The following is a 24,249-nucleotide window of genomic DNA, read 5'->3' as shown; positions in this document are numbered from 1 at the left end:
GGGTCATGCCGAAGACGTCGTTGAGGACGAATGCCGCGCGTTCGGCCGGGGTCAGGGAGTCCAACGCGGCCAGCAGCACCCGACTCACCTCCTCCCCTTCCAGGTCCCGCTCGGCGCAGTCGTCCGCCCACTCGTCAGCCCACTCGCCCGGCGGGTCGGGCGTGAGGTCGGGCAGCGGCAGGCGGCTCAGACAGATCCCGCCGGCCGTCTTCGCCAGCCACGACCGGGGCTCGGTGATCTCGGCGCGCTCCGCGTCCGACAGCCCGTACCACCGGCTGTACGCCTCCTCGACGACGCTCTCCGCCTCATCCGCGCTGCCCAGCATCCAGTACGCGAGGTCCAGCAGAAACCGACGCTCGTCGAGTAACTCCCCGATCGGCATCACGTCAGCATGGTCCATCCGGCAACCCCCCTCTCGTGCCCCGGGCTCTCGTTTTCTGTCGGCTCGTCAGCTTGACCGGCGACCGGCGGAGGTTGTGACACCACCCCATCGGAAGCACGGTGCCACGACCGGTGCCGACGCCGGAACCACGGCCGGCGCCACAACCGGCGCCGCGGCCGGGCGGTCAGCCCGCGTCGGTCGGCATCGGCCGCACCGGCGGGGACCAGTCACGGAAGACCGCGGCCTGCCCTCGGTCGACTCCCTCGGGGTCGAGGAGGTCCCACATCGTGACGTCCTTGATCCAGAACTCTTCGCCGGTGCGGGTCCGGCGCAGCCCGGTGTAACCGTCGGCGAAGCCGTGTTCGTGTGCGGCGCGGACGAAGTCGTCCCGGTCCTCCTGGTGGTGCGAGGAGGCCGACAGCCGGGACGGCAGGCCGGTGAACTCCTCCCAGGAGTAGCCGAAGCACTTCTGGGCCGTGCGGTTGGCGTAGCAGAAGGTGGGGTCGGGCCCCGGGCCGTGGGCGAGCAGTCCGAAGGGCGCGTCGGCGTAGAGCCAGTGGGCCGCCGCCTGCGGTGAGGTCCAGCGCGCGGGACAGAGCGGACGGCCGGTCAGGGCGAGGTGGCTGTTCAGCAGCAGCTCGGCGAAGGCGGCGCCGCCGGCGGCCGCAGGGGGGCCGAACGGGCTGGACGCACACGCGTCGGCGTCATGGAACAGCTCGGCCATGGGAAACACCTTTCCCTCGCGGTGGAAGAGGCTCCCGAGGCGGCGCCGGTGCCGGTACGGAGTGGGGGTGGCGCTGCGCCTTCGGGGAGGGGGAGGAACGGCAGAAGAGCAGGGCGACAGAGCGTCCGTCCGCGGGTGCGGCTGCTTGCGCGGGGCCCGTCGCCTGCCTGCGCGACTGACACTATCCAACGGTGTTCCGCGTTGACCGGCGAACGTTCAATTTTGTCAGGGTCGTGACCTAAAGCGACGCGCAGGCCCGGTCGAAGTCCGGCCCAAGTAGCTTCCCCCGCGCGGCTGTCACACCTTCCCGGGCTGTTCGGTCAATGCGGTGAGCAGCGGGGCGAGTCCGTCGATGCGCTGCCGCCCGTCCGCAGACCTTCCGGTGTCGGACGACCGCCGGTTCGAGCCGCAGAGAGACGCGCCATGCCATCAGACCCCGACCAGCCCTTCGACCCTGCCGCCGACTGCGTGGCTCTGGCAACGGAGGCCGCCCTGCTCGAGGCCCGCATCCGTCTGCTCAGAGAGGCGATCGACACCGTCGACGCGCGGATCAGGGCAGCCTCCGAGGCGCTGCGCGTGCTGCAGTGCCCTTCCTCCGGCAACCCGAGGGCCGAAGACCGTCGGATTTGATCACACTCACCCTCTTTTATCCCCATTGCGCCGACCTCGAACAGTGGCAACAATCGATGCGGTGACGTTCCTCCATACCAAACCGTCACCCGTATCAGAGTGAGTCACTGCATATGATGTCAGGTGGACACAATCCCGCGTTCAGACCGAGCGGCACCGCACGTGAGCCGGGGCGCGGCACGAGGGGCTGAGGATGAGAGGAACACATGGTCTCTGTAACCCATGCAGCTACCCATGCGGCGCATGACATCGAGGTGACCACCGAGAGTCTGCAGGAGGACCTGGCCCGTCTGCAGATCCAGAAGCAGGCGCTGGAAAGGGAGTTGGCCGCGGTCGTGGCCCATCTCGGCTCGGTGCAGAGAGCCCTCAGCGCTCTGGAGACGCTGATGCGCAACCCGGCCTCCGGGGCGCCGGGCACGGCAGGCGCCGCAAGTGCGCAGGCACGGCCGGGTCGGGCCGCGGAGACCGCCGAACCGCAGACCGCCGGCGCCTCCACCTCCGCCTCCGCCGAGCCTGCGGACACCGCGGCGAGCGCCGACGCACAGTCGCGCAAGCGCCAGAGCGGCAAGGACGCGAAGAGTCCGGTGGCCGCCGGCACCGAGGTGACCGGGACCGCGGACACGGACTCGGACGCGCACGGGGACGCGGATTCGCAGCGGCAGTACGGCAAGCTCACCGAGCAGATCATGGAGTACTTCGCCGGCGTCGGCGATGCCGATGTGCGGGCGCGTGATGTCGCGGCGGCTCTCGGCCGTGACACCGACAGCGGAAGCATCAACGGCGTCCGCAGCACTCTCGACCGCCTGGTCGGCACCTCCCGTGTCCAGCGGACCGGCCGGGGCCTCTACCGTGCGAGGCGTTCCTAGACGTCGGTCCGGCCCTGCGCTCCCCCTGCCGTGTCCCCTCACCCGCCCACGATCACCGCGACGCACACCCAGATCATCACCACGGTGATCAGGGACATGGCGATCAGCGTGCCGCGCAGCCATCGTCCGAAGCGGACGTGGTGTTTCTCCTCGACGCCCCCGATGGCCTCGGCGATGTGCTCGGTCACCATGCGGGCGACGTACTTCTGCTCCTCGACGTACCACCGCTCGAGGTGTTTCTTCTGCTCCCGGGTCAGCCCCGGCGCCCGTGCGGTGAACTCCGCCACGCGCTGATGTGCCGCTCGTAGGTGGGCCTCCCAGTACAGGAATGCCTCGATGTCGTTCAGGCCGCGCGCGGCCTCCTCGCTCACGTCCATGGTGTGCTCCAGGGGGAAGGCGATGACGAGCAGGTGGGAGCGCCGGGAGGCGCCGCCGAGCCGCGCTCGTCGGAGCGGCTCACGCGGCCGGGCGACTGCTCGTCCGGTTCCGGTTTGCGTCGGTGGACTGAGGCCGGCCGCTCGCGACGAAGGCGTCCCGGGGGTGCTGCACCGAGGCGAGGGAGACGAGATCCCGGCCGAAGAAGGCGGCGGTCAGCCAGACGGTCAGCACCCGGACCTTGCGCTCCCAGGTGGGCACCGCCAGGACGTGATAGCCCCGGTGCATCAGCCAGGCGGGGAAACCCTTGATGACGATGCCCTTGTACTGGAAGATGCCGCGCCCGAGCCCCAGGGTCGCCACCACTCCCAGACTGCTGTGGCGGTAGTCGCGGACCCTCCCCCCGCGCAGGTCGGCCACGATGTTCTTGGCCAGGCGCCTGCCCTGCCGCACCGCGTGCTGGGCGTTCGGCACCGTGCGCGCGCCCGGCAGGGACACCGCGAGGTCGGGCACGGCCGCGTCGTCCCCGGCCGCCCACACGTCCGGCACCGGCTCGCCGTCGGTGCCCACCCGGAGATCGGGGCGGACCACGAGCAGACCGCGCTCGTCGACCGGCAGATCGGTGTGGTTGTGCACGACCGGGTTGGAGGCGTTGCCGGCGGTCCAGACGACCAGCGCGGAATCGAACTCCTCGCCCGAGGAGAGCACGACATGCCCGTCCTCGACGGAGACGAGCTGCGTGTTCAAGTGGACGTGCCCGCCCCGGCGTTCCAGCGACCGCACCACCCAGGCGCCGGGCCCGTCCCCGACCTCGGGCAGGATCCGGCCGCGGGCCTCGACCAGGTGGAAGGAGAGTTCGCCGAAGCTCAGCTCCGGATAGGACTTGAGCATGGCGGTGGCCAGCGACAGCAGCTCGCCGAAGCCCTCGACGCCGGAGAACCCGCCGCCCACGAACGTCACGGTGAGCAGTTTCCGCCGCTCGGGCCCCGGCGGCAGCGACGCCGCCTGGTCGAAGGCGGTCAGCAGCCGGTCACGGATGGCCACCGCCTCCTCCACGTGCTTCAGGCCGATCGCCTCCTGCGCCAGCCCCGGAATGGGGAAGGTGCGGGTCACGGCGCCGGCGGTGACGACAAGGGTGTCGTAAGGGAGTTCGTAGTCGGCTCCGTTGACCGGCCGGACGGTGAGCGTCCGGTCCGTATGACGGATCTCCGTGACGCTCCCCGCGACCAGCCGGGTGCGGTGCAGGTGCCGTCGCAACGACACCGCGGCATGCCGTGCCTCGACCGATCCGGCCGTCACCTCGGGCAGGAAGGGCTGGTAGGTCATATAGGGACGCGGGTCGACGACGGTGACCCGCGCCTCGCCCGCACGCAGCGACTTCTCGAGGCCCCACGCGGTGTAGAAGCCCGCGTAGCCACCACCGACGATCACAATCTCACGCATGGTTCCCTCTGCTCGTTGGTCGACATCTGTAAGACCGAACGGGCCGAAAAGGTGTGACAGGTGTGTGGCGGGGGCGCGGCAGGGGCGCGGCGCGTCACGGTTGCCGCACCGGGGCGACCGGACGGACCATGGAGACAGCAGTACCCGCGCAAGCCCTACCCCTACGAGGCACGACCATGGCGAGCGAACCCACCTTCTTCGAACTGGGCGTGGCCGACCCCGAGCGCGGTCGCGCCTTCTACGGAGCCCTGTTCGGCTGGACCTTCGAACCCGGCCCCTCCGGTCACGGCTTCGCCATCACGACCGACGGCCTGCCGGGCGGTATGCACGGCGGCGACGAGGCGGCCTCCCCGTATCTCTTCTTCCGGGTCGACGACCTGGACGCCGCGGTCGCCAGGGTGACCGAACTGGGCGGCACGATCGAGACTCTCGGCGAGGAAGGAGAGGAGGGAGAGGAGGACGAGGAGTCGGTGGCCCGGTTCGGCCGCTTCAAGCTGTGCCGCGACGACCAGGGCTCCGCGTTCGGCCTCCACCAGCCGCCCGAAGGCGGACGCTGAGCGGTGCACGGCGAGCAGGAGACGGTGACGGCTGAACGGCGAACCGTGAACGGTGATCGGTGATCGGTGAACGGTGAACGGTGATCGGTGATCGGTTTTCACTGTGAGTTCGGGCGGGAAGTCTGGCGCGACACCCGGCACTTTCGATATGTCATGCCTCTGACATCATGAAAGTGCTGGAGTGAGAGGAAACTCGCGTGCACCTGCGCCCCCTGCGCGCCCTGTGCGGCACCGCCGCGCTCGCCCTGACCCTGCCCGTCCTGTCGGCCGGCCCGGCCTCGGCCGCCGTCCCGACGTACTCGGTCTACCTGCAGAACTACTCCACCGGTCTCAACGCGGCCGACAGCGGCGGCACCGTCGCCGCGCACCAACCCAAGGGCAACGAGGACCACCAGCAGTGGACCCCGGTCGCGGTCGGCGGCGGCCATCAGTTGCAGAACGCGGACGAGTCAGGGATCTGTCTCGGCCGCAGCGGCACGTCCGCGGTGACCGCCGCCTGCGGCGCGGACGGCACCACCTGGACGATCACGTCCGGCGCCGACAGCACCTACACCGTGAGCGTCCCGGGCGCCTCGCAGTACCTCACCGGGTCGGCCTCCGACTCCGGTGCCGTGCTGCTGGGCTCGGCCGGCGATCTCGCCCGCTGGTACCTCACCCCGGTGACGTACGCGACCGCCTCGATGCCCTCCGCCGACACCCGCACCCTCGACCAGGTCACCTTCCTCACCTCCCACAACGCCTTCGCCAACGGGGCCGACGGCAACTTCGCGTCGTTCCCGGTCAGCCTGTTCCCCAACCAGAACCGCGGCGTCGCCCAGCAACTCGGCGACGGCGTCCGGGGCTTCATGCTGGACGACTACACCGTCTCCGGGCGGGCCGTGCTGTGTCACAACAGCTGCGACGGCGTGAGCAACCCGGTCCCGCTCGCCACCGATCTCCAGCGCATGGTCGACTTCCTGAAGGCCAACCCGGGTCAGGTCGTCACCGTGTTCCTCGAGGACTACGCCTCCTCCGACGTGCTGAAGTCGTCCCTGGCCTCCGTGAACGGCCTGTACGACGTGCTGTACCGGCCCGACCAGGAGGGCGTGGCGACCAACGGCTGGCCGACGATGACCGACCTCGCGGCGCGCGGCAAGCAACTGCTGATCTTCAGCGACCGGACCCGCGCGAGCGACACCGCCAACGGCTGGACCACGCGTGACACCTTCGGTGTGATGTACCAGCGCGAGTGGACGGTCGAGAACTACTGGTCCATGGGCGCCGGACTCGGCTCCTCCGACTGGTCCTGCTACAGCCGCTGGGGCACCGGCCGGCCGCTGACCGTGACCTCGTCGGCCTTCCACCCGCTGTTCGTGATGAACCACTTCAGGGATTACACGATCGGCTCGACCGCGCAGACCGACAACGGCAAGCTCGGCAACCGCGCACAGAATTTCTGCACGCCCGCCGCGCGCAAGAAGCCCAACTACCTCGCCGTGGACCGCTACGACCTGGGCTCCCCCACCCCGCTCGACACGGTCGGCACCCTCAACTCCTACATCCTCGCCCCGGGACAGTGAGCGACGGCCCGCCGCCCGCGACCGCAGCGGGCGGCGCGGCCGTGCCGCCTCGTTGCTCAGGTCGTCAGTAGTCGTCAGTAGACGAACGGGCCGGGGAACAACCCGCTCCTCGCCACGCAGTTGATCGTGATCCCGTAGAGCACCATGCGCAACGAGTACTGCCCGCTGGAGCTGGAGTCCAGGCTGTCGCCCGCTGCCACGGTGCCGCTGAGCGGGCCGAGGACGAACGGGTTGCCGACACTCATCTGCGGGTTGATCATCCCGGTGAACTCGGTCGTCTCCCACCCGCCGTTCTTGGCGAGCACCAGGGTGGACCTCACGCTGTTCGCCTGAATCGGGAGCGGGGCGGTCACCGACGACAGGGTGACCGTGATCGTCGCCGCGCTGCCGGACTGGGTGGCCGTGAAGATCGCGGAGGTCGACGGGCCCCAGGTTCCGCAGTCGTACTGTGCGATGGCCCAGTCCGGCGTCACGGCGCCCGCCCCGGGCGCCACCGCCACGCTCCCGGCCAGCAGGGCGGCGGAGGCGGCGGCGACCAGGGCGGCACGTGACTTACGCGTCGTACGTCTCATCGGTCACTCCAGGTCAGGTCCGGTCAAGTCGGGTGCGGCATCGCCTCATTGAGGCGCAGGGACCGCAAGAAGGGAAGAAGCACGACCCCTTCGGCGCACCGCGCCCGCCACCGCCCGCCCGGACCGGACCGGACCGGTCCTGCTCAGGCCATCGAGAAGCCGTACTGCGGGGCCACGCGGGCCATGAGCTCGAAGTTCGGGGGCTCCGGCGGCGCGTCCGCACCACGGACTCCGGGCTTGCCGACGTCGGTGAACAGCCCGTCCATGCCGCCGGGCGAGAACAGCGCCAGCATGCGGACGGTCTTGCCGCTCCGGTTCAGGAAGTTGTGACGGGTGCCCTTCGGCACGTACACCAGGCCACCCGCCTGCAGTACGTGCTCCTCGTCCGCGGCCATCACCACGAGTTCGCCCTCGAGGACGAAGAACGTCTCGGACTCGTTGTGGTGTCGATGCGGAGGGGTCGCCCCTCCATCCGGAATCACACATTCGACCAGCGAGAACTCACCGTTGCTCTGAGCCTTCGACATGATCGTGGTGTAGGTGTGACCATCCAGAAAAACGGCGGTACCGCCGTCGGCCGGGACATGAACCGGCTTGACTTCTTCCGACATGCTGATCTGTCTGCTTTCTATCGTGTTCGAGAGAGACAAGTCCGAAGGATGTCACAATGATCGCTCAGACACACTGTTTGTGACTTCGACCCAACCTGTTTCCACTGTCAGGATGCGGCTACGGTCATCGTGCGGGGCCGACGTGCACGTTCGCTTCAGTGGTTGGATGCTCAACTATGACTCGACGGATCTTCATCGACAAGCAGAGCCCCAAGGCCTACCACGCGCTGGTCCAGACCTCCGAGGCCGTGCGGGCGACCGCCGCCGAGGCCGGCCTGGAGCGCACCGTCGTGGAACTGCTCAACCTGCGCGTCTCGCAGCTCAACGGCTGCGCGTTCTGTCTCGACGTGCACTCCAAGGCCGCCCTGCGCGCCGGAGAGGACCCCCGGCGGCTGGCCGTCCTCGCGGCCTGGCGGGAGACCGAGCTCTTCAGCCCCCTGGAGCGCGCGGCCCTCGCGCTGGCCGAGGCGACCACCGTGCTGCCCCACCCGGCCGCGCAGGACGCCGCCTACGAGGATGCCCGTCAGGTGCTCACCGACGACCAGATCTCGGCGGTGATCTGGGTGGCGGTCACGATCAACGCCTTCAACCGGGTGTCCATCCTCAGCAAGCACCCCGTGCACTGAGTCCGGCGGTCGTGCGGCGAGCTGGTCCGGCGCGTCGGCCGGACGCGATTGTCGGGCGCCGAGTGCGGTAAGGATCGCCTGGCCGGTGCACGAGCGCCGTCTGTCAGTGCGTCCGTCTGTCCGTCCGTGCGTCCGCCGCTGGAGGCCCCGCCCATGCCGCCCCATCCCCTCGACGTCCCCGACGGACCCGAGTCCGTCAACGCCGACGCCTGGCAGGCCTACGCCGCGCATCATCTGCGGCGCGGCACGGTCGTGCCGGAGGCGGAACGGATCGACTGGGGGTTCCCGGACGCGGGGCCGGACGACGCCTTCCTGGGGGAGTTGAAGGGGCGGCGCGTCCTGGACCTAGGCTGCGGGACGGCCCGGCACGCGGCGCGCCTCGTCCGCGTGCACGGGGCCGTCGTCGACGCCGTGGACTCCGCGCCCGGCCAGATCGAGCGGGCCCGGGCCCGGTACGGTTCGCTGCCCGGGCTGCGCCTCTTCCACGCCGACGCCGTCGCCCATCTGCGGGCGGCGGCGCAGCCGTACGACGTGATCTACTCCGTCAACGCGGTGCCGTTCATCGATCCACGGCGGCTGCTGCCCGCTCTGGCGACCGCGCTCGCCCCCGGCGGGATGCTGTGCTTCTCGGTGCTGCACACCAACTCCCATGGGGACGGCCCCACTTCGGAGCTCGTGGCCCGGCCGGAGACCCTGCGGTTCCCGGGCGGCGGCAAAACGACGGTCCGGATGTGGGCGCCCACGCCCGAGAGGTGGGAGGCGCTGCTCGCCGAACACGGGCTGCACGTCGAGGAGGTGGTACCGGTGACAGCACCCGCCGCCACCGCCGCTACTGCCTCCACCGCCGCCGCCGAGTCCGCAGACCCGGTGAATCTCGCCGCCTATCGGGTCTTCCGGGCGCGGCGCCCCGTGCGGGTCTCCGCCCGGCCCCGCACCGACCTGCCGCCCGTCGCGCACGCGGCGATCGGCGTCGGCGCCATCGTGCACGGCCCGCGCGGACTGCTCCTGGGCCGGCACCGCCGGGGCACCTGGGAGCTGCCCGGCGGCACGGTGGAACCCGGCGAGTCGCTCCAGGAGACGGTCGTGCGGGAGCTGCGGGAGGAGACCGGGCTACGGGCGGACCCCTCGGACGTACGCCTGCTGGGCACGCTCCTCGACCACGTCGACGGCGTCCCGCGGATGACGGTCGGCGCCGTCGTCGCCGACTGGGAGGGCGAGCCGGCCGACCAGCCCGGCGAGAGCGTCGGCGACTGGCGCTGGTACTCCCTGGACCACCTGCCGCCGTCCCTGTTCGTGTGCAGCGCCCAGTCGCTCACCGCCTGGCGCCCCGACCTGCCGATCGACCACACACCGGCGCACTTCACCCCGTACGACCGCGAGTCCGGCCACAAGGGACAGTGACGCCGCACGGGGAGCCCGGGAGCCGAACGGTCGAACAGAACGTCCCGAATCGCGTTTTCCTCACCCGTTCGCGTGGTGTTCACCCCCACCCCCTGAGGGGCGTCACCGCAGGTCGTGAGAGAGTTGCGAGCCAAAAACTACCCAGGGGGGTCTGTGACACAACATCAGAAACGGTCCGGGGTGCACAGGAAGTCGCTGTCGCTGCTCGTCGCCCTCGGCACGGTGGCCGGTGCGACGTTCGCGGGGGCGGCCACGGCCGACGCCGCGACCTGGACCACCGTGGCGGCAGGCGTGGCGTACCGACAGTACGACCTGCAGGCGGCCGCCGGGAAGACGCATGTGCACGTGCTCAGCGTCGATCTCGCCAACACCCACGTGCGCCTCGGGCTGTTGTACCCGGGGACGGTCGCGGCCCGTGCGGACATCTCCGCGATGGCGAACAAGCAGAACGCCGTCGCCGGCATCAACGGCGACTTCTTCAACATCAGCGAGGTGCAGCACCCGGGCGTCTCGGCGACCGGGTCGACCGTGGGTCCGGCGATCGCGAACGGGAAGGCGCTCAAGGGCGCGGTCCCCAACGCGCAGCGGTTCGGCCCCGCGCTGCCGCCGGGCACCACCACCAAGGCCGTGGTCGGTGTCGGCACCGACGGCAAGGCCCGGGTGGACAGTCTGTCCCTCAACGGGACGTACATCACGGTGGGACGGCGGATGCCGTTGGGCGGCGTCAACCAGTACGCGCTGCCGGAGAACTCCGTCGGCGCGTTCACCTCGGACTGGGGCAGCGTCTCGCGCAAGCGGGCCACCTGCGGCACGGACACCGAACGAGCCGCGGCGTGCAGCACGAACACCTACGAGGTGACACTGAAGAAGGGCCGGGTCGTGTCGACCTCGACCACGCCCGGCGGCGGCGCCATCGCGGCCGGCACCACGGTCCTCGTGGGGCGGGAGGCGGGCGCGCAGCGCCTGAAGAAGCTCGTCAAGGGCGAGCGGGTGTCGGTGCGGTACGGGCTGACGTCCGCGTCGAAGTCGGCGTACAGCTTCGCCGTCGGCGGCTACCCGATCCTGTCGGGCAGCAAGCCGCTGGCCGGTCTGGACACGTCGGTGTCGGCCGTGCGGACGGCCGTGGGCATCGGCAACGGCGGGAAGAAGGTCTTCCTGTTCGCGCTGGACGGCGCCGCCGCGTACCGCAAGGGCCTGACCATCGCCGAGGTCGCCGCCGCGCTGAAGAGCCTCGGCGCGACCGAGGGCTTCAGCCTGGACGGCGGCGGTTCGTCGACCCTGGTGGCCCGTCCGTCGGGCACCACCAAGGTGACGGTCCGCAACCACCCGTCCGACGGCTATGAGCGCCCGGTGTCGAACGGCATCGGGGTCTTCGTCAAGTAGCCCGTCGGGTCATGCGCGACCCCGCAGCGGCCTCACGGGCGCAGGCTGCCGACGATGTCGGCGGTCGCCGTGAGGCCGCTGCGGATGGTGGGAGCCATGCTGGTGCCGGCCAGGAAGAACCCGAGCAGCAGGCAGACCAGCGCGTGCGAGACCTTCAGTCCGCCGTTGCGCATGAAGATCACCGCCAGGATCAGCAGCAACAGCACGACGGAAATCGAAATGGCCATCGTCAACCTCCTCCGCCACGTCCGTTTTCGCGGCGTTCGGCCGTAAGTGTGGCGTAAAGGAGGTTTCGTCCGTGCGGCTGAGCCGTCCGCCGAACGAGTGGTGTCGGAGGCGTGGTGTCGGGCGAGTGGTGTCGGGCGAGTGGTGTTACGCCGCCGCTCGGTGGGTGTCGAGGAAGGCTTCCAGGCCGGCCAGGTCGTCGGTGTTGAGGTAGTCGACGTCCGCGGCGAGGAGTTCGGCCCACAGCGCGTCCCGGGCGGGACCGGCGAGATCCGGCGTGGCCCAGAACCGCACCTGCTGCCCGCGCGCGTGGGCGGCCGCCACGATGCTGCGCAGCTTCTGCCGTTCCGCTTCGGGGAAGGCCCCGACGCCGAGCCAGGTGAAGTTGAGGGTCCAGTTGTCGCTGATGAGCGAGGCGAACGACGCCTCGGAGGCGCCGAGGTCGACGAGTCGGCCGTCGTAGAAGGCCCGGCGGACGGTCTGCGCCTCCATGGGCGTACGGGCGGCGCGATCGCCGGAGACGACGGCGGTGACCGGACCGGCGTGGACGCGGCCGTGGACGTAGGTGGTGAACAGGCCCTTGTAGCGGCGGAGTTGACGGTCGAGTTCGAGGTAGGTGGAGGAGCCCTCGGTCTTGATGTCGATGAGCAGCTGCAAGGGCCCCCGGTAACCCCGGTACACCGAGCCGTGGTTGGCCTTCACGCGGGCGGCGAGCGGGGCGAGGTAGAGGGACTCCAGGGTGCGCGTCGGGTCGAGTTGGTCCGCCGAGTGGGCGATGAGGAGTTCGCCGTCGACGAGGAAGATGTCGGCCTCGACGCTGCCGAAGCGGTGGTCGAGCGCGTCGAAGAGGGGGCGGGGGTGCTCGTAGTCGTTGTGGGCGTGGGCGCGCCACAGCGGGCGGGCGCCGCGCTGGTCGCCGTCGGCGAAGGCGCTGCCGGCGGGCGGGGCGAGCACCGCGGCGAGCGTGGCGCCGAAGGTGGTGAGGGCTCTGCGGCGGGTGAAGGGGGCCATCTCGTTCCTCCGTGTGGGGCGGTCCGAACCACAGGGAGTATGAGGCTGTCCGCACGCCAACGAACCTGTACATGCCAGGAGTTGGCCGGACCGCCGTCGCTTGTTCACTCCTTCCGCGCAGCCGCACGAAAAAGCCCGCCCCAGGTGGGGCGGGCTTCACCGGAGCGGGAAGCGGCGTCGGTCAGGGCGCCGGCAGGTCGATCAGTTCGGCCAGGGCCGCGCGGTGGGCGCCCGCCGTGCCGTAGGCGATCGAGTCGGCCTTGGCCCGCTTGAGGTTGAGGTGGATCGGGTGCTCCCACGTCATGCCGATGCCGGCGTGCAGTTGCAGCGCCTCCTCGGCGACCCGTACGGCGACGGGCGCCGCGTAGGCCTGGGCGACCGCGACCGTCACGTCGACGTCCGAGCCGCTCGCGAGCGCGTCGGCCGCGGCCCGTGCGGCGGCCCGGAGGTTGACGACCTCCAGCCAGAGCTGGGCGAGCCGGTGCTTGAGCGCCTGGAAGCCGCCGACCGGCCGGTTGAACTGGTTGCGTTCCTTCAGATAGCGCACGGTCTCGGTCAACGCCGAGTCGGCGAGCCCGAGTTGCTCGGAGGCGAGCAGTCCGGCGCCGGCCCGCAGGGCACGCCGGACGGCGGGTTCGGTCTCACCGAGGCGGCGGCCGGGGGCATCGGCGAGAGCGACCGTGGCGAGGGGTCGGGTCAGGTCGAAGGAGACCTGCGGGGTGACGGTCACGGCGGAGGCGTCGACCGCGTAGAGCCCGCCGTCGTCCGCCGGCACGAGCAGCACGTCGGCGACGACCGCGTCCGCGATGCCGGTCAACTGCCCCTGGAGCAGGCCGTCTTCGACGTGTACGGCCTTGAAGGCGGCGCCGGGTGCGAGGTGCAGTCCGACGGCGAGCGCGCCGATCGTGCGCCCGGACGCGAGCCGGCCGAGCAGTTCTTCGTCCCCGACGGCCAGCAGGGCCTCGGTGGCGACCACGGCACTGGTCAGGTACGGCACGGGGGCGACCGCGCGCCCCAACTCCTCCAGGACCACGGCGACTTCGCGAGCGGTGGCGCCTTGGCCGCCCAGCGCCTCGGGCACCAGCAGGCCCGCGAGGCCCATCCCGTCGGAGAGCGCCTTCCAGGCCGCGAGGTCGTGCGGTGCGTCCGACTCCGTGCGCGCGATGACTGCGGGCGCGTCGCAGTGGTCGGCGAGCAGGTCGCGCACGGCGGCCCGCAGCGCGTCTTCCTCCTCGGAGTAGAGGAGATCCGGCTCGGTGCTCATCGGGCGAGGTCCTTCCAGGCGACGTCCTTGTCGGTGCGCGGCTCGGACGGCAGGCCCAGGACGCGCTCGGCGACGATGTTCAGCAGGACCTCGCTGGTCCCGCCCTCGATGCTGTTGCCCTTGGAGCGGAGGTAGCGGTATCCGGCGTCCCGGCCGGTGAAGTCCACGAGTTCCGGGCGGCGCATGGTCCAGTCGTCGTACAACAGGCCTTCCTCGCCGCGGAGTTCGACCTCCAGGCCGCTGATCTCCTGGTTGAGGCGGGCGAAGGCGAGCTTCATGCCGGCGCCCTCGGGGCCGGGCTGGCCCTGGGCGAGCTGCTGGCGCAGGCGCTCGCCGGTGAGCCGGGCGACCTCGGCCTCCACCCACAGCTTCAGCAGCCGCTGGTGCAGGTCGTGGGTGCGCAGCTCGGGGCGCTCGCGCCAGGTCTTCGAGACCGGGCCGATCATGCCGCCCTCGCGGGGCAGCCGCATCCCGCCGATGGCGACGCGCTCGTTGTTGAGGGTGGTCTGCGCGACCCGCCAGCCGTCGCCGGCCTCGCCGAGCCGCCGGGTGTCGGGGATACGGACGTCGGTGAGGAAGACCTCGTTGAACTCGGCCTCGCCGGTGATCTGGCGCAGCGGACGGACCTCGACGCCGGGGTCGGTCATGTCGCAGAGGAAGTAGGTGATGCCCGCGTGCTTGGGCAGGTCCGGGTCGGTGCGGGCGATGAGGATGGCCCAGCGGGCGAGATGCGCGCTGGACGTCCACACCTTCTGCCCGTTGACGACCCACTCCTCGCCCTCGCGGACGGCGCGCGTGCCGAGGGCGGCCAGGTCGGAGCCGGCGCCCGGTTCGCTGAACAGCTGGCACCAGACCTCCTCGCCCGTCCACAGGGGCCGCAGGAAGCGCTGCTGCTGCTCCTCGGTGCCGTACTTCAGGATCGTCGGCGCGGCCATGCCGAGGCCGATGCCGATGCGCCGCGGGTCGTTGTCGGGGGCGTCCGCGGCGGCCAGTTCGGCGTCCACGACGACCTGGAGGGAGCGGGGCGCGTCGAGTCCGCCGAGGCCCTCGGGGTAGTGCACCCACGCGAGCCCGGCGTCGAAGCGGGCCTTCAGGAAGTCCAGCCGGTCGGTCGTGGCGGGCGGGTGCGCGGCCAGCAACTCCTGGGTGCGGCGGCGCAGTTCGGCTGCGTCGACGGTCATACGGCGGCTCCGCTGCGCAGCGCCGGCAGCACGACGACCCGGCCGGTGGTGACGCCGTCGGCGAGCCGCTGCACGGCGGCCGCGGCCCCGTCGAGCGGCACGCGCTCGCTCACCAGCGGCCGGATCGCGCCCCGGGCGGCCAGCTCGGTGAGCTGTTCGTGGCAGTGCTGGACCAGCTTGGGGTTCTTGGTGTTGTACAGGCCCCAGTGCAGGCCGAGGATCGAGTAGTTCTTCACCAGGGCGTGGTTCAGGGCGGGGCTCGGGATGGTGCCGCTCGCGAAGCCGACGACGACGATCCGGCCCTCGAAGGCGACGACCTTGGTGGACTGGGTGTAGGCCTCGCCGCCGACGGGGTCGTAGATCACGTCGGCGCCCCGGCCGCCGGTGGCCTCCTTGACGGCGCCGATCACGTTCTCGGTCCGGCGGTCGATGACGAGGTCGCAGCCCAACTCCCGGGCCACGGCCGCCTTTTCGGCACCGCCCACGACGCCGATGACGGTCGCGCCGGCCGCCTTGCCGAGCTGGACGGCCGCGCTGCCGACCCCGCCCGCGGCGGCGTGCACGAGGAGCGTCTCGCCGGCCTCCAGGCGGGCCCTGCGGTGCAGGCCGAACCAGCCCGTCTGGTAGCCGATGTGCAGGGCGGCGGCCTCGGCGTCGTCCAGCGACTCGGGGGCGGGCAGCAGGGCCGCGGCGTCCGCCACGGCGTACTCGGCGAAACCGCCGTACGGCAGGGCCGGGTTGGCGATGACACGGCGGCCGTCCTCGGTCTCGCCGCAGATCTCCACGCCCGGGGTGAACGGCAGCGGGGGCTGCACCTGGTAGTGGCCCCGGATCATCAGCGCGTCCGGGAAGTTGATGTTCGCGGCGCGCACCTTGAGCAGGACCTGGCCGTCGCCGGGGGTGGGCCGCTCCGTGTCCTGGAGCCGCATCACCTCGCTCGGCTCGCCGTTCTCGTGCACCTGCCATGCCTGCATGCGGAGCCTCCACGGGACTGCGTCGTCCGACCGGCGTGCTGACCGGTTCGACCGCATACTAAGCGGTCGCTTGCCGGGAGGGAACAGCCGACGGCGGAAGAGTCGCCGCCGTCACCCCTGCCGGGGCTTCGCCCGCACATGCATCCGCTCCCCCTGCGGCCCGAACAGGCTGAGGAACTCCACCGGCCCCTCCCCCGTCGACCCGAACCAGTGCGGCACCCGGGTGTCGAACTCGGCGGCCTCCCCCGCCTCCAGCACCACGTCGTGCTCCCCCAGCACGCAGCGCAGCCGCCCGGACATCACGTACAGCCACTCGTAGCCCTCGTGGGTGCGCGGATCGGGCTCCTCGTCGCGCTGCGGCACCAGCACCTTGAAGGCCTGGAGTCCGCCGGGCTGGCGGCTGAGCGGCCAGAAGGTGCGCCCGTGCCGCACCAGCGGCTTGCCGCGCACCCGGGGGTCGCCCACCGGCGGCGCCCCGACCAGCTCGTCCAGCGGCACCTGGTGGGCCTGGGCGATCGGCAGCAGCAGCTCCAGGCTGGGCTTGCGCAGCCCGGACTCCAGCCGCGAGAGGGTGCTGACGGAGATCCCGGTGGACTCGGAGAGCGCCGCGAGCGTCACCTCCCGGTCCTTGCGGATCCGCCGCAGCCTCGGGCCGACCTCCGCGAGTACGTCATCGGTAGTCATGCCTCCATCTTGCCGAAACGGCAAAGATGTTTGTCAATCCCGCAGCAGCCCGGCGACCGTGGCCGCGGAGGTGGTCACCATGACCCACAAGCAGAACGAGACGTTCGACGAGCAGTACGAGGTGATCGTCGTCGGCGGTGGCGCGGCGGGGCTGTCCGCCGCGCTCGTGCTGGGCCGGGCCCGGCGCCGGACGCTGGTCGTCGACGCGGGCGAGCCGCGCAACGCGCCCGCCGCGCACATGCAGGGCTTTCTGTCGCGGGACGGCATGCCGCCCGCCGAGTTCCTCGCCGTCGGCCGCGAGGAGATCGCGCGGTACGGCGTGCGGCTGGTCCACGACCGGGCGGTGGACGCCACCCGGGACGACGGCGAGGGCTTCGCCGTCCGGCTGGCGTCGGGACGGACCGTGCACGCACGGCAGCTCGTCGTCGCGACCGGCCTGAAGGACGAGCTGCCGCCGGTCGACGGCATAGCCGAACGCTTCGGCCGGGACGTGGTCCACTGCCCGTACTGCCACGGCTGGGAGGTCCGCGACCAGGCCTTCGGCGTACTGGCGACGACCCCGATGAGCGTCCACCAGGCACTGATGGTGACCCAGTGGTCGAAGGACGTGACCCTGTTCCTGCACACGGTCGCCGAGGCCGACCTGACCGACGAGGACCGGCGCAGACTGGCCGCGGCCGGGGTGGACGTCGTCCCCGGCGAGGTGGCCGGGCTGGTCGTCGAGGACGACCGGCTCACCGGGGTCCGGCTCGGGGACGGTCGGGTGCACGAGCGCGAGGTGCTGTTCGTGGCACCCCGGGCGGTGCCGCAGACCGACCTCCTGTCCCGGCTGGGCGCGGAGATGAGCGAGACCCCCTTCGGCGCCTACCCCGTCGTGGACGGACGGGGGCTGACCACCGTGCCCGGCCTCTGGGCGGCGGGCAACGCCTCCGGATTCGCCGAACAGGTCGTGAACGCAGCCAGCCGCGGCTACCGGGCGGGCGCCGCAATAAACGGCGAGCTACTGATGAAGGACCTAGACGCAGCCCCCTAGGGGCGCGGGGAACTGCGCGACCAGCCACAACGCGCCCGCAGACAAAAGACAACCCATCCTTGGCGTGTGAAACAGCGGAGCGCGCCGCACGATGGCTGCATGCTGCTCACCCGGCTCGCCGACGTGTCCCGGGAGGTCGCCGCCACCTCGGCGCGCTCCCGCAAGATCGCCCTGCTCGCCGAGCTCTTCCGGGACGCGGAACCGGACGACGTGCCGATCGTCATCCCCTACCTGGCCGGCCGGCTCCCCCAGGGCCGCCTCGGCGTCGGCTGGAAGGTGCTGAGCCACCCGGTCGCCCCGGCCGAGGCACCGACCCTGACCGTGCGCGAGGTGGACGCCCGTCTCAGCGCGCTCGGCAAGGTGTCGGGGGCCGGCTCGCAGGCCGAACGGACGCGTCTGGTCGGCGAGTTGATGGCCGCGTCCACCGCGGACGAACAGCGCTTCCTGTTCGGCCTGCTCACCGGCGAGGTCCGGCAGGGCGCCCTGGACGCCGTCGCCGTGGAGGGCCTGGCCCAAGCGACCGGGGCGCCCGCGCCGGACGTGCGGCGGGCGGTGATGCTGGCCGGCTCGCTGCAGACGGTGGCGCAGGCGCTGCTCGCGGACGGCCCCGCGGCGCTGGCGGCGTTCCGGCTCACCGTCGGCCGCCCGGTCCTGCCGATGCTGGCGCACACCGCGTCCTCCGTCACCGAGGCGGTCGGCAAGCTCGGCGCGTGTGCGGTGGAGGAGAAGCTGGACGGCATCCGCATCCAGGTGCACCGCGACGGCGACGACGTGCGCCTGTACACCCGCACGCTCGACGACATCACCGACCGCCTGCCCGAAGTGAGCGACGCGGCCAGGGAGTTGACCGGGTCGCGGTTCATCCTGGACGGCGAGGTCATCGCCTTCGACGAGACCGGACGCCCCCGCTCCTTCCAGGAGACCGCCGGCCGCGTCGGCTCCCGGGTGGACGTGACGGCGGCGGCCTCCGCGGTCCCGGTCTCCCCCGTCTTCTTCGACGTGCTGTCCGTGGACGGCCGGGACCTGCTCGACCTGCCCCTCGCCGAACGCCAGACGGAGCTGGCCCGGCTGACGCCCGAGCCGATGCGGGTGCGCCGGACGATCGTGTCCGGACCCGACGACGTCGAGGCGGCGGAGGCCTTCTCCCGGGAGACGTTGCTGCGCGGCCACGAGGGAGTCGTGGTCAAGGCGCTCGACGCGCCCTACAGCGCGGGGCGGCGCGGCGCGTCCTGGCTGAAGGTCAAGCCGGTGCACACCCTCGACCTCGTCGTCCTGGCCGCCGAGCGGGGCCACGGCCGCCGCACCGGCAAACTCTCCAACCTGCACCTCGGCGCCCGCACGGCCGACGGCGGCTTCGCGATGCTCGGCAAGACCTTCAAGGGCATGACCGACGCGATGCTCACCTGGCAGACCGAACGCCTCCAGCGGCTCGCCGTGGCGGACGACGGCCACGTGGTGACCGTCCGCCCCGAACTCGTCGTCGAGATCGCCTACGACGGCCTGCAGCGCTCCACCCGCTACCCGGCCGGCGTCACCTTGCGCTTCGCCCGTGTGGTCCGGTACCGGGAGGACAAGCGGCCGGAGGAGGCCGACACCGTGGAGACCCTGCTGGCCGCCCACCCGGAGGTGCACCCGTGACCCAGAAGCGCAGCGCCGGACTCCTGCTGTTCCGCCCCGGCGGGAACGGCGTCGAGGTCCTGCTCGGCCATATGGGCGGACCGTACTTCGCGAAGAAGGACGCGGGCGCGTGGAGCATCCCCAAGGGCGAGTACGAGCCCGACGAACCCGCCTGGGAGGCCGCCCGGCGCGAGTTCCGGGAGGAGCTGGGGCTGGCCCCGCCCGACGGCGAGGCGATCGCGCTCGGGGAGGTCCGGCAGCGCAACGGCAAGATCGTCACTGTATGGGCGATCGAGGCGGATCTCGATCCGGCGGCGACGGCGCCCGGCACCTTCACGATGGAGTGGCCGCCGCGGTCGGGCCGCATGCAGGAGTTCCCCGAGCTGGACCGGGTGGCGTGGCTCGGCGTGGAGCGCGCCCGCGAGCTGATCGTCCCGGCGCAGGCCGCGTTTCTCGACCGGCTGGCGGAGCACGCGCCCTGAGCCGATCCGTGGACGCGCACGCGTTGCGGCCCCGGGTCCGGCGCGGGAAGGTCGAAGCACGGTCAGCTCTCCAGGAGGTCGGTCATGCCCATCGCTACGGTGAATCCGGCCAGCGGCGAGACGCTTCGGACGTACGAGGCCATGGGCGAGGAGGAGCTGGAGCGCCGGCTCCAGCTCGCCGAGGCCACGTTCCGCACGTACCGGACGACGACGTACGCCGAACGCGCCCGCCTGCTGAACCAGGCCGCCGACCTCCTCGACGAGGACCGGGCCGAGATCGGCCGGGTCATGACGACCGAGATGGGCAAGCCGGTGCAGCAGGCGCGCGCGGAGGCCGCGAAGTGCGCCAGGGCGATGCGCTGGTACGCCGAGCACGCGGCGGAGCTGCTCGCCGACGAGGAGCCGGCCGCCGCCGATGTGAAGGACTCCGGCGCCGCCCGCGTCCTGGTCCGGTACCGGCCGCTCGGTCCGGTGCTCGCGGTGATGCCGTGGAACTTCCCGCTGTGGCAGGTGGTCCGGTTCGCCGCGCCGGCGCTGATGGCGGGCAACGTGGGCCTGCTCAAGCACGCCTCGAACGTTCCGCAGACCGCCCTGTACCTGGAGGACCTGTTCCACCGGGCCGGCTTCGCCGAGGGCTGCTTCCAGACCCTGCTGGTCGGTTCCGGTGCGGTGGACGACATCCTGCGCGACGAGCGCGTCAAGGCGGCGACGCTGACCGGGAGCGAGCCGGCCGGGCGGGCGGTCGCCTCCACGGCCGGCGAGATGGTCAAGAAGACGGTGCTGGAGCTGGGCGGCAGCGACCCGTACGTGGTCATGCCGTCGGCGGACGTCGACCGGGCGGCGCAGGTCGCGGTGACCGCGCGCGTGCAGAACAACGGGCAGTCGTGCATCGCCGCCAAACGGTTCATCGTTCACACGGACGTGTACGACGCGTTCGCCGCCCGCTTCGTGGCGGGCATGGCGGCACTGAAGGTCGGCGACCCGCTGTCGGAGGAGACGGAGGTCGGACCGCTGGCGAGCGAACAGGGGCGGGCGGACCTGGAGGAGCTGGTGGACGACGCGCGGCGCTCCGGCGCCGACGTGCTGTGCGGCGGCGAGCGGCCCGACGGGCCCGGCTGGTACTACCCGCCGACCGTCCTCGCCGGTGTCACCCGTGAGATGCGCATCCACCGCGAGGAGGCGTTCGGGCCGGTCGCGACGCTGTACCGGGCGGGCGACCTGGACGAGGCGGTGCTCATCGCCAACGACTCGCCGTTCGGCCTGAGCTCCAACGTGTGGACGCGCGAGGAGGCCGAGGTGGCCCGGTTCGTCCGGGACCTGGAGGCCGGCGGGGTGTTCGTCAACGGGATGACCGCGTCCCATCCGGGGTTCCCGTTCGGCGGGGTGAAGCGGTCCGGATACGGCCGTGAGCTGTCCGGGCACGGAATCCGCGAGTTCTGCAACATCACCACGGTTTGGCACGGTGTGTGAGCGCCGCGCGGCTACCATCCCGGGTGTGAACCGCGAAGTGACTCTGCCTCTGATCGTCGACGACCGCGGGACCTTGCAGGTGGCCGCGGCCGACGTGAGCAAGCTGCTCCGCACGTTGGGAGGTCGGTGGCTGCATCTGGTCGAGGCCGGGGCCGATGGTCTCGACGAGGACACCGTCGCCGCGCTGACGATCGAGCTGGCGAAGCTGGCCGATCGCATTGACGTGGCGTGCATCGCGCACAGCAGCGGTGGGGCGCCGTAGCGGGTTCGGTTTCGTTGCCGGGTGCGGGCCGTCTGTGGCTGGTCGCTCCCCCACTCTCGGCTGCGCTCGAGCGGGGGACCCCCATCGCGGCGGAGCCGCAAATCGAGCAGAGCCCCGCGCCCCTTCAGGTGGGTGCAGCGGCCGTACCTCAGGGGCGCGGGGAACTGCGCGACAAGCCCCCACGCACCCGCAGACCGGCCACTACCGGATGGGCATCCCGGAGAGGGTTCTCGCGATCACCAGTCGCTGGATCTCGCTCGTGCCCTCGAAGATGGTGTAGATCGCGGCATCGCGGTGCATCCGCTCGACCGGGTACTCCCGGGTGTAGCCGTTGCCGCCTAGGATCTGGATCGCCTGCGCGGTGACCTGCTTCGCGGTCTCACTCGCGAACAGCTTCGACATCGAGCCCTCGGCCGCGGTGAACGGCTTCCCGCTGATCGCCATCCAGGAGGCCCGCCAGGTCAGCAGCCGCGCGGCGTCGATCTGAGTGCGCATGTCCGCCAGCTGGAAGGCGACGCCCTGGTTGTCGATGATCGGCCGGCCGAACTGCTCCCGCGTCGTCGCGTAGTCGAGGGCCACCTCGTAGGCGGCGCGGGCCGTGCCGACGGCCATGGCGGCGACCGCGGGACGCGAGGCCTCGAAGGTCGCCATCGCCGCGTTCTTCACGCGCTCGCCGCCCGACTTCGCCCGCTCGCGCGCCCGGGCGAGACGTTCGTCCAGCTTCTCCTTGCCGCCGAGGAGGCAGGAGCCCGGCACGCGAACGTTGTCGAGGACGACCTCGGCGGTGTGCGAGGCGCGGATGCCGTGCTTCTTGAACTTCTGCCCCTGGGCGAGCCCCGGGGTGCCCGCCGGGACGATGAAGGAGGCGTGCCCCTTGGAGCCGAGATCCGCGTCCACGACCGCGACGACGACATGGACGTTGGCGATGCCGCCGTTGGTCGCCCAGGTCTTGGTGCCGTTGATCACCCACTCGTCCTTGGCCTCGTCGTACACGGCCCGGGTGCGCATGGAGGCGACGTCCGAGCCGGCGTCGGGCTCGGAGGAGCAGAACGCGGCCACCTTGACGTCATTGGCGTCGCCGTACATCTGCGGGATCCAGGTGCCGATCTGCTCCTCGGTCCCGTTGGCGAGCACGCCCACGGCGGCCAGGCCGGTGCCCACGATGGACAGGGCGATGCCCGCGTCGCCCCAGAACAGCTCCTCCATGGCCATCGGGATGCCGAGGCCGGTCGGGTCGAAGTACTGCTGCGCGTAGAAGTCGAGGGAGTAGATGCCGACCTTCGCGGCCTCCTGGATGACCGGCCAGGGAGTCTCTTCACGCTCGTCCCATTCGGCGGCCGCGGGACGGATGACGTCGGCCGCGAAGCCGTGCAGCCAGTCCCGGACCTCCTTCTGTTCGTCGTTGAGCTCCATGGTGAACTCGGCCATGTCCCCTCCAGGGCGGAACGTATTGTTACTAGCGGTAACCCGGAGTCTGTTACCGGCCGGTAGGAAAAGTCAACTCCTGATGGCAGGCCTGGAGCCCTCCGGCCCGTTCGATGTCAGGCTGCTGCCAGGTGTTAGTTTGCGCAGGCGTCACCGAATCAGCACGGGTGGGGAGAGCACATGGACACCACGCAGCGGACCGAGCAACAACGGTCCGCCGACCGCCGAAGGCGCGAGCTGCTGGAGGCCGCCGACCGGGTGGTGCTGCGCGACGGCCCACAGGCCTCGATGAACGCCATCGCCGCCGAGGCCGGCATCACGAAGCCCATCCTCTACCGCCACTTCGGCGACAAGGGCGGGCTTTACGCCGCCCTTGCCAAACGGCACACGGACGCGCTGCTGGACTCGCTGCGGGCGGCGCTGGACGCTCCCGCCGAGCGCCGGGAGCGGGTCGAGGCCACGCTCGACACCTACCTCGCCGCGATCGAGGCGAGGCCCCAGGTGTACCGGTTCCTGATGCATCCGTCCGACGGGTCGCCCGGGGAGCAGGGGTTCGACGTCGGCAAGCACTCGGCTCCGCTGCTGCGGCGGATGGGCGAGGAGCTGGCCCAGGTCATCGAGGAGCGGCTGGATCTCGGGCCGGGGAGTCAGCAGCTCGCCCGGGTGTGGGGGCACGGGATCGTCGGGATGATGCATGCGGCCGGCGACTGGTGGCTGGGCGAGCGGCCCTGCACGCGGGCCGAGCTGGTGCGGAGTCTTGCCGATCTGTTGTGGGGTCGCCTTGCGGCGGCGGGGGACAAGGTGGGGGGACCTGGGTTCTGAAGGTCGTGTGTCGGCCGTGGGTCGGTGGGGGCTGGTCGCGCAGTTCCCCGCGCCCCTCAGGTGAGTCCACTCCCCTGATTCCAAGAGGCTCGGGTCACTTGGCGCATCAGCCTGGCCTTGCGCCAGCCTGTGACTCGATCCGAATACACCGTGCCCTCCAGGTGGTCGCACTCGTGTTGCAAGCATCTGGCAAAGAAACCCGTGCCTCGTACCGTGATCGGCTCGCCCGTGGCCGTGAAGCCCTCGACCAGCGCCTCGTCGTGGCGTTCCGTTCCCGCTTCCAGGCCCGGCAGGGAGAGGCAGCCCTCCGGGCCTCGCAGGACGATTCCGGCCGTCTCCACGAGGCGGGGGTTCACGACGTGGCCCAGGTGACGGACGTCATCGTCGTCGGGGCAGTCGTAGACGAAGACCCTGAGCGCCTCGCCGACCTGGTTCGCGGCGAGGCCCACGCCCCGGGCCGCGTACATCGTGGCGAACATGTCCTCCACGAGGCGGGCGAGTTCGGGGCCGAAGTCGGTGACGTCCTCGCAACGGGTGTGCAGGACGGGATCGCCGAGCAGGGTGAGGGGCCGGACGCGCCCGTGGGCGCCCGGGATGGAGCCGTGTCGCATGGCGGCAAGGGTACGGTCCTTTCTGACACGCGCATGCCGTCCGCAGGCGGGTGGAGGTG

The 24,249-nt window shown here is 71.4% G+C and carries 26 protein-coding genes and 1 pseudogene; 13 read left to right on the top strand and 14 right to left on the bottom strand.

Going from position 1 to position 24,249, the window contains the following annotated elements; genetic code table 11:
• Both ACWCPF_RS32295 and ACWCPF_RS32290 read right to left on the bottom strand, forming a co-directional pair.
• A pseudogene (locus ACWCPF_RS32295) lies at window positions 1-400 on the bottom strand (RNA polymerase subunit sigma); the annotation flags it as partial.
• A gap of 166 nt (window positions 401-566) precedes the next feature.
• Window positions 567-1,106 carry an MEKHLA domain-containing protein gene (locus ACWCPF_RS32290; RefSeq protein WP_451048643.1) on the bottom strand — a complete coding sequence of 180 codons (540 nt, stop codon included), beginning with the start codon at window positions 1,104-1,106 and terminating at the stop codon, window positions 567-569.
• A gap of 423 nt (window positions 1,107-1,529) precedes the next feature.
• On the opposite strand from ACWCPF_RS32290, the gene ACWCPF_RS32285 reads away from it, so the two are divergent.
• Together ACWCPF_RS32285 and ACWCPF_RS32280 are read left to right on the top strand one after the other, a co-directional pair.
• Window positions 1,530-1,736 carry a hypothetical protein gene (locus tag ACWCPF_RS32285; protein WP_451048642.1) on the top strand — a complete coding sequence of 69 codons (207 nt, stop codon included), beginning with the start codon at window positions 1,530-1,532 and terminating at the stop codon, window positions 1,734-1,736.
• 206 nt (window positions 1,737-1,942) lie between these two features.
• Window positions 1,943-2,602 (top strand): hypothetical protein, encoded by a 660-nt coding sequence (locus ACWCPF_RS32280; protein ID WP_451048641.1) that lies wholly within the window; start codon window positions 1,943-1,945, stop codon window positions 2,600-2,602.
• Window positions 2,603-2,640: 38 nt separating this feature from the next.
• On the opposite strand, the gene ACWCPF_RS32275 is transcribed toward ACWCPF_RS32280, so the two are convergent.
• Complete coding sequence (locus ACWCPF_RS32275; RefSeq protein WP_451048640.1) at window positions 2,641-2,979, bottom strand: hypothetical protein; 339 nt, start codon at window positions 2,977-2,979, stop codon at window positions 2,641-2,643.
• Between the two features lie 79 nt (window positions 2,980-3,058).
• On the bottom strand, window positions 3,059-4,420 hold the full coding sequence (locus ACWCPF_RS32270; RefSeq protein ID WP_451048639.1) for an NAD(P)/FAD-dependent oxidoreductase: 1,362 nt from the start codon (window positions 4,418-4,420) through the stop codon (window positions 3,059-3,061).
• 176 nt (window positions 4,421-4,596) lie between these two features.
• On the opposite strand from ACWCPF_RS32270, the gene ACWCPF_RS32265 reads away from it, so the two are divergent.
• Window positions 4,597-4,977, top strand: coding sequence for a VOC family protein (locus ACWCPF_RS32265; RefSeq protein WP_451048638.1), 381 nt, complete (start codon window positions 4,597-4,599; stop codon window positions 4,975-4,977).
• Window positions 4,978-5,180: 203 nt separating this feature from the next.
• Entirely contained in the window at window positions 5,181-6,536 is a 1,356-nt protein-coding gene (locus tag ACWCPF_RS32260; RefSeq protein ID WP_451048649.1) for a phospholipase, read from the top strand.
• Between the two features lie 74 nt (window positions 6,537-6,610).
• On the opposite strand, the gene ACWCPF_RS32255 is transcribed toward ACWCPF_RS32260, so the two are convergent.
• Complete coding sequence (locus tag ACWCPF_RS32255; protein WP_451048637.1) at window positions 6,611-7,108, bottom strand: hypothetical protein; 498 nt, start codon at window positions 7,106-7,108, stop codon at window positions 6,611-6,613.
• A 143-nt stretch (window positions 7,109-7,251) separates the two neighbouring features.
• Window positions 7,252-7,758: a cupin domain-containing protein gene (locus ACWCPF_RS32250; RefSeq protein ID WP_451048636.1), complete on the bottom strand. Its 507-nt coding sequence runs from the start codon at window positions 7,756-7,758 to the stop codon at window positions 7,252-7,254.
• 137 nt (window positions 7,759-7,895) lie between these two features.
• On the opposite strand from ACWCPF_RS32250, the gene ACWCPF_RS32245 reads away from it, so the two are divergent.
• The 3 genes from ACWCPF_RS32245 to ACWCPF_RS32235 all read left to right on the top strand — a co-directional run bounded on the left by ACWCPF_RS32245 (window position 7,896) and on the right by ACWCPF_RS32235 (window position 11,129).
• A complete protein-coding gene (locus ACWCPF_RS32245) occupies window positions 7,896-8,345 on the top strand; it encodes a carboxymuconolactone decarboxylase family protein (RefSeq protein WP_451048635.1) in 450 nt (149 codons plus the stop codon).
• A gap of 153 nt (window positions 8,346-8,498) precedes the next feature.
• Entirely contained in the window at window positions 8,499-9,746 is a 1,248-nt protein-coding gene (locus ACWCPF_RS32240; protein ID WP_451048634.1) for an NUDIX domain-containing protein, read from the top strand.
• 153 nt (window positions 9,747-9,899) lie between these two features.
• Window positions 9,900-11,129: a phosphodiester glycosidase family protein gene (locus ACWCPF_RS32235; protein ID WP_451048633.1), complete on the top strand. Its 1,230-nt coding sequence runs from the start codon at window positions 9,900-9,902 to the stop codon at window positions 11,127-11,129.
• A gap of 32 nt (window positions 11,130-11,161) precedes the next feature.
• Here ACWCPF_RS32235 and ACWCPF_RS32230 read toward each other — a convergent pair whose 3' ends face one another.
• The 6 genes from ACWCPF_RS32230 to ACWCPF_RS32205 form a co-directional block, all read right to left on the bottom strand.
• Window positions 11,162-11,356 carry a hypothetical protein gene (locus tag ACWCPF_RS32230; protein ID WP_351910496.1) on the bottom strand — a complete coding sequence of 65 codons (195 nt, stop codon included), beginning with the start codon at window positions 11,354-11,356 and terminating at the stop codon, window positions 11,162-11,164.
• A gap of 145 nt (window positions 11,357-11,501) precedes the next feature.
• Window positions 11,502-12,365, bottom strand: coding sequence for a phosphatidylinositol-specific phospholipase C/glycerophosphodiester phosphodiesterase family protein (locus ACWCPF_RS32225; protein WP_451048632.1), 864 nt, complete (start codon window positions 12,363-12,365; stop codon window positions 11,502-11,504).
• Window positions 12,366-12,546: 181 nt separating this feature from the next.
• Window positions 12,547-13,629, bottom strand: a complete 1,083-nt coding sequence (locus ACWCPF_RS32220) for an acyl-CoA dehydrogenase family protein (RefSeq protein WP_451048631.1) — start codon at window positions 13,627-13,629, stop codon at window positions 12,547-12,549.
• The gene (locus ACWCPF_RS32215; protein ID WP_451048630.1) at window positions 13,626-14,810 is read right to left on the bottom strand and encodes an acyl-CoA dehydrogenase family protein; all 1,185 of its coding nucleotides are present in this window, start codon (window positions 14,808-14,810) and stop codon (window positions 13,626-13,628) included. Before ACWCPF_RS32215 ends, ACWCPF_RS32220 begins: the two co-directional genes overlap by 4 nt.
• The gene (locus ACWCPF_RS32210; RefSeq protein WP_451048629.1) at window positions 14,807-15,784 is read right to left on the bottom strand and encodes an NADPH:quinone oxidoreductase family protein; all 978 of its coding nucleotides are present in this window, start codon (window positions 15,782-15,784) and stop codon (window positions 14,807-14,809) included. Before ACWCPF_RS32210 ends, ACWCPF_RS32215 begins: the two co-directional genes overlap by 4 nt.
• Window positions 15,785-15,895: 111 nt before the next feature.
• Complete coding sequence (locus ACWCPF_RS32205; RefSeq protein ID WP_451048628.1) at window positions 15,896-16,468, bottom strand: helix-turn-helix domain-containing protein; 573 nt, start codon at window positions 16,466-16,468, stop codon at window positions 15,896-15,898.
• Window positions 16,469-16,547: 79 nt separating this feature from the next.
• Here ACWCPF_RS32205 and ACWCPF_RS32200 point away from each other — a divergent pair, with 79 nt between their 5' ends.
• The 5 genes from ACWCPF_RS32200 to ACWCPF_RS32180 all read left to right on the top strand — a co-directional run bounded on the left by ACWCPF_RS32200 (window position 16,548) and on the right by ACWCPF_RS32180 (window position 21,332).
• Entirely contained in the window at window positions 16,548-17,501 is a 954-nt protein-coding gene (locus ACWCPF_RS32200; RefSeq protein WP_451048627.1) for an NAD(P)/FAD-dependent oxidoreductase, read from the top strand.
• A gap of 99 nt (window positions 17,502-17,600) precedes the next feature.
• Window positions 17,601-19,139, top strand: coding sequence for an ATP-dependent DNA ligase (locus tag ACWCPF_RS32195; RefSeq protein ID WP_451048626.1), 1,539 nt, complete (start codon window positions 17,601-17,603; stop codon window positions 19,137-19,139).
• Window positions 19,136-19,600: an NUDIX domain-containing protein gene (locus ACWCPF_RS32190; protein ID WP_451048625.1), complete on the top strand. Its 465-nt coding sequence runs from the start codon at window positions 19,136-19,138 to the stop codon at window positions 19,598-19,600. Before ACWCPF_RS32195 ends, ACWCPF_RS32190 begins: the two co-directional genes overlap by 4 nt.
• An 84-nt stretch (window positions 19,601-19,684) precedes the next feature.
• Window positions 19,685-21,070 carry an NADP-dependent succinic semialdehyde dehydrogenase gene (locus ACWCPF_RS32185; protein ID WP_451048624.1) on the top strand — a complete coding sequence of 462 codons (1,386 nt, stop codon included), beginning with the start codon at window positions 19,685-19,687 and terminating at the stop codon, window positions 21,068-21,070.
• A gap of 25 nt (window positions 21,071-21,095) precedes the next feature.
• Window positions 21,096-21,332 (top strand): DUF6213 family protein, encoded by a 237-nt coding sequence (locus tag ACWCPF_RS32180; protein ID WP_028807142.1) that lies wholly within the window; start codon window positions 21,096-21,098, stop codon window positions 21,330-21,332.
• A 201-nt stretch (window positions 21,333-21,533) separates the two neighbouring features.
• Here ACWCPF_RS32180 and ACWCPF_RS32175 read toward each other — a convergent pair whose 3' ends face one another.
• Window positions 21,534-22,760 carry an acyl-CoA dehydrogenase family protein gene (locus ACWCPF_RS32175; protein ID WP_451048623.1) on the bottom strand — a complete coding sequence of 409 codons (1,227 nt, stop codon included), beginning with the start codon at window positions 22,758-22,760 and terminating at the stop codon, window positions 21,534-21,536.
• Between the two features lie 177 nt (window positions 22,761-22,937).
• On the opposite strand from ACWCPF_RS32175, the gene ACWCPF_RS32170 reads away from it, so the two are divergent.
• Entirely contained in the window at window positions 22,938-23,579 is a 642-nt protein-coding gene (locus ACWCPF_RS32170; RefSeq protein WP_363174088.1) for a TetR family transcriptional regulator, read from the top strand.
• A 56-nt stretch (window positions 23,580-23,635) separates the two neighbouring features.
• Here the strand turns inward: ACWCPF_RS32170 and def are convergent, their stop codons facing one another.
• A complete protein-coding gene (gene def / locus ACWCPF_RS32165) occupies window positions 23,636-24,190 on the bottom strand; it encodes a peptide deformylase (protein ID WP_451048622.1) in 555 nt (184 codons plus the stop codon).
• Window positions 24,191-24,249: the final 59 nt, after the last annotated feature.

Source organism: Streptomyces sp. NPDC001858 (assembly GCF_053594615.1).
Note: the sequence above shows the minus strand (reverse complement) of the source record. Positions and strands in the feature narration are given on the sequence as shown.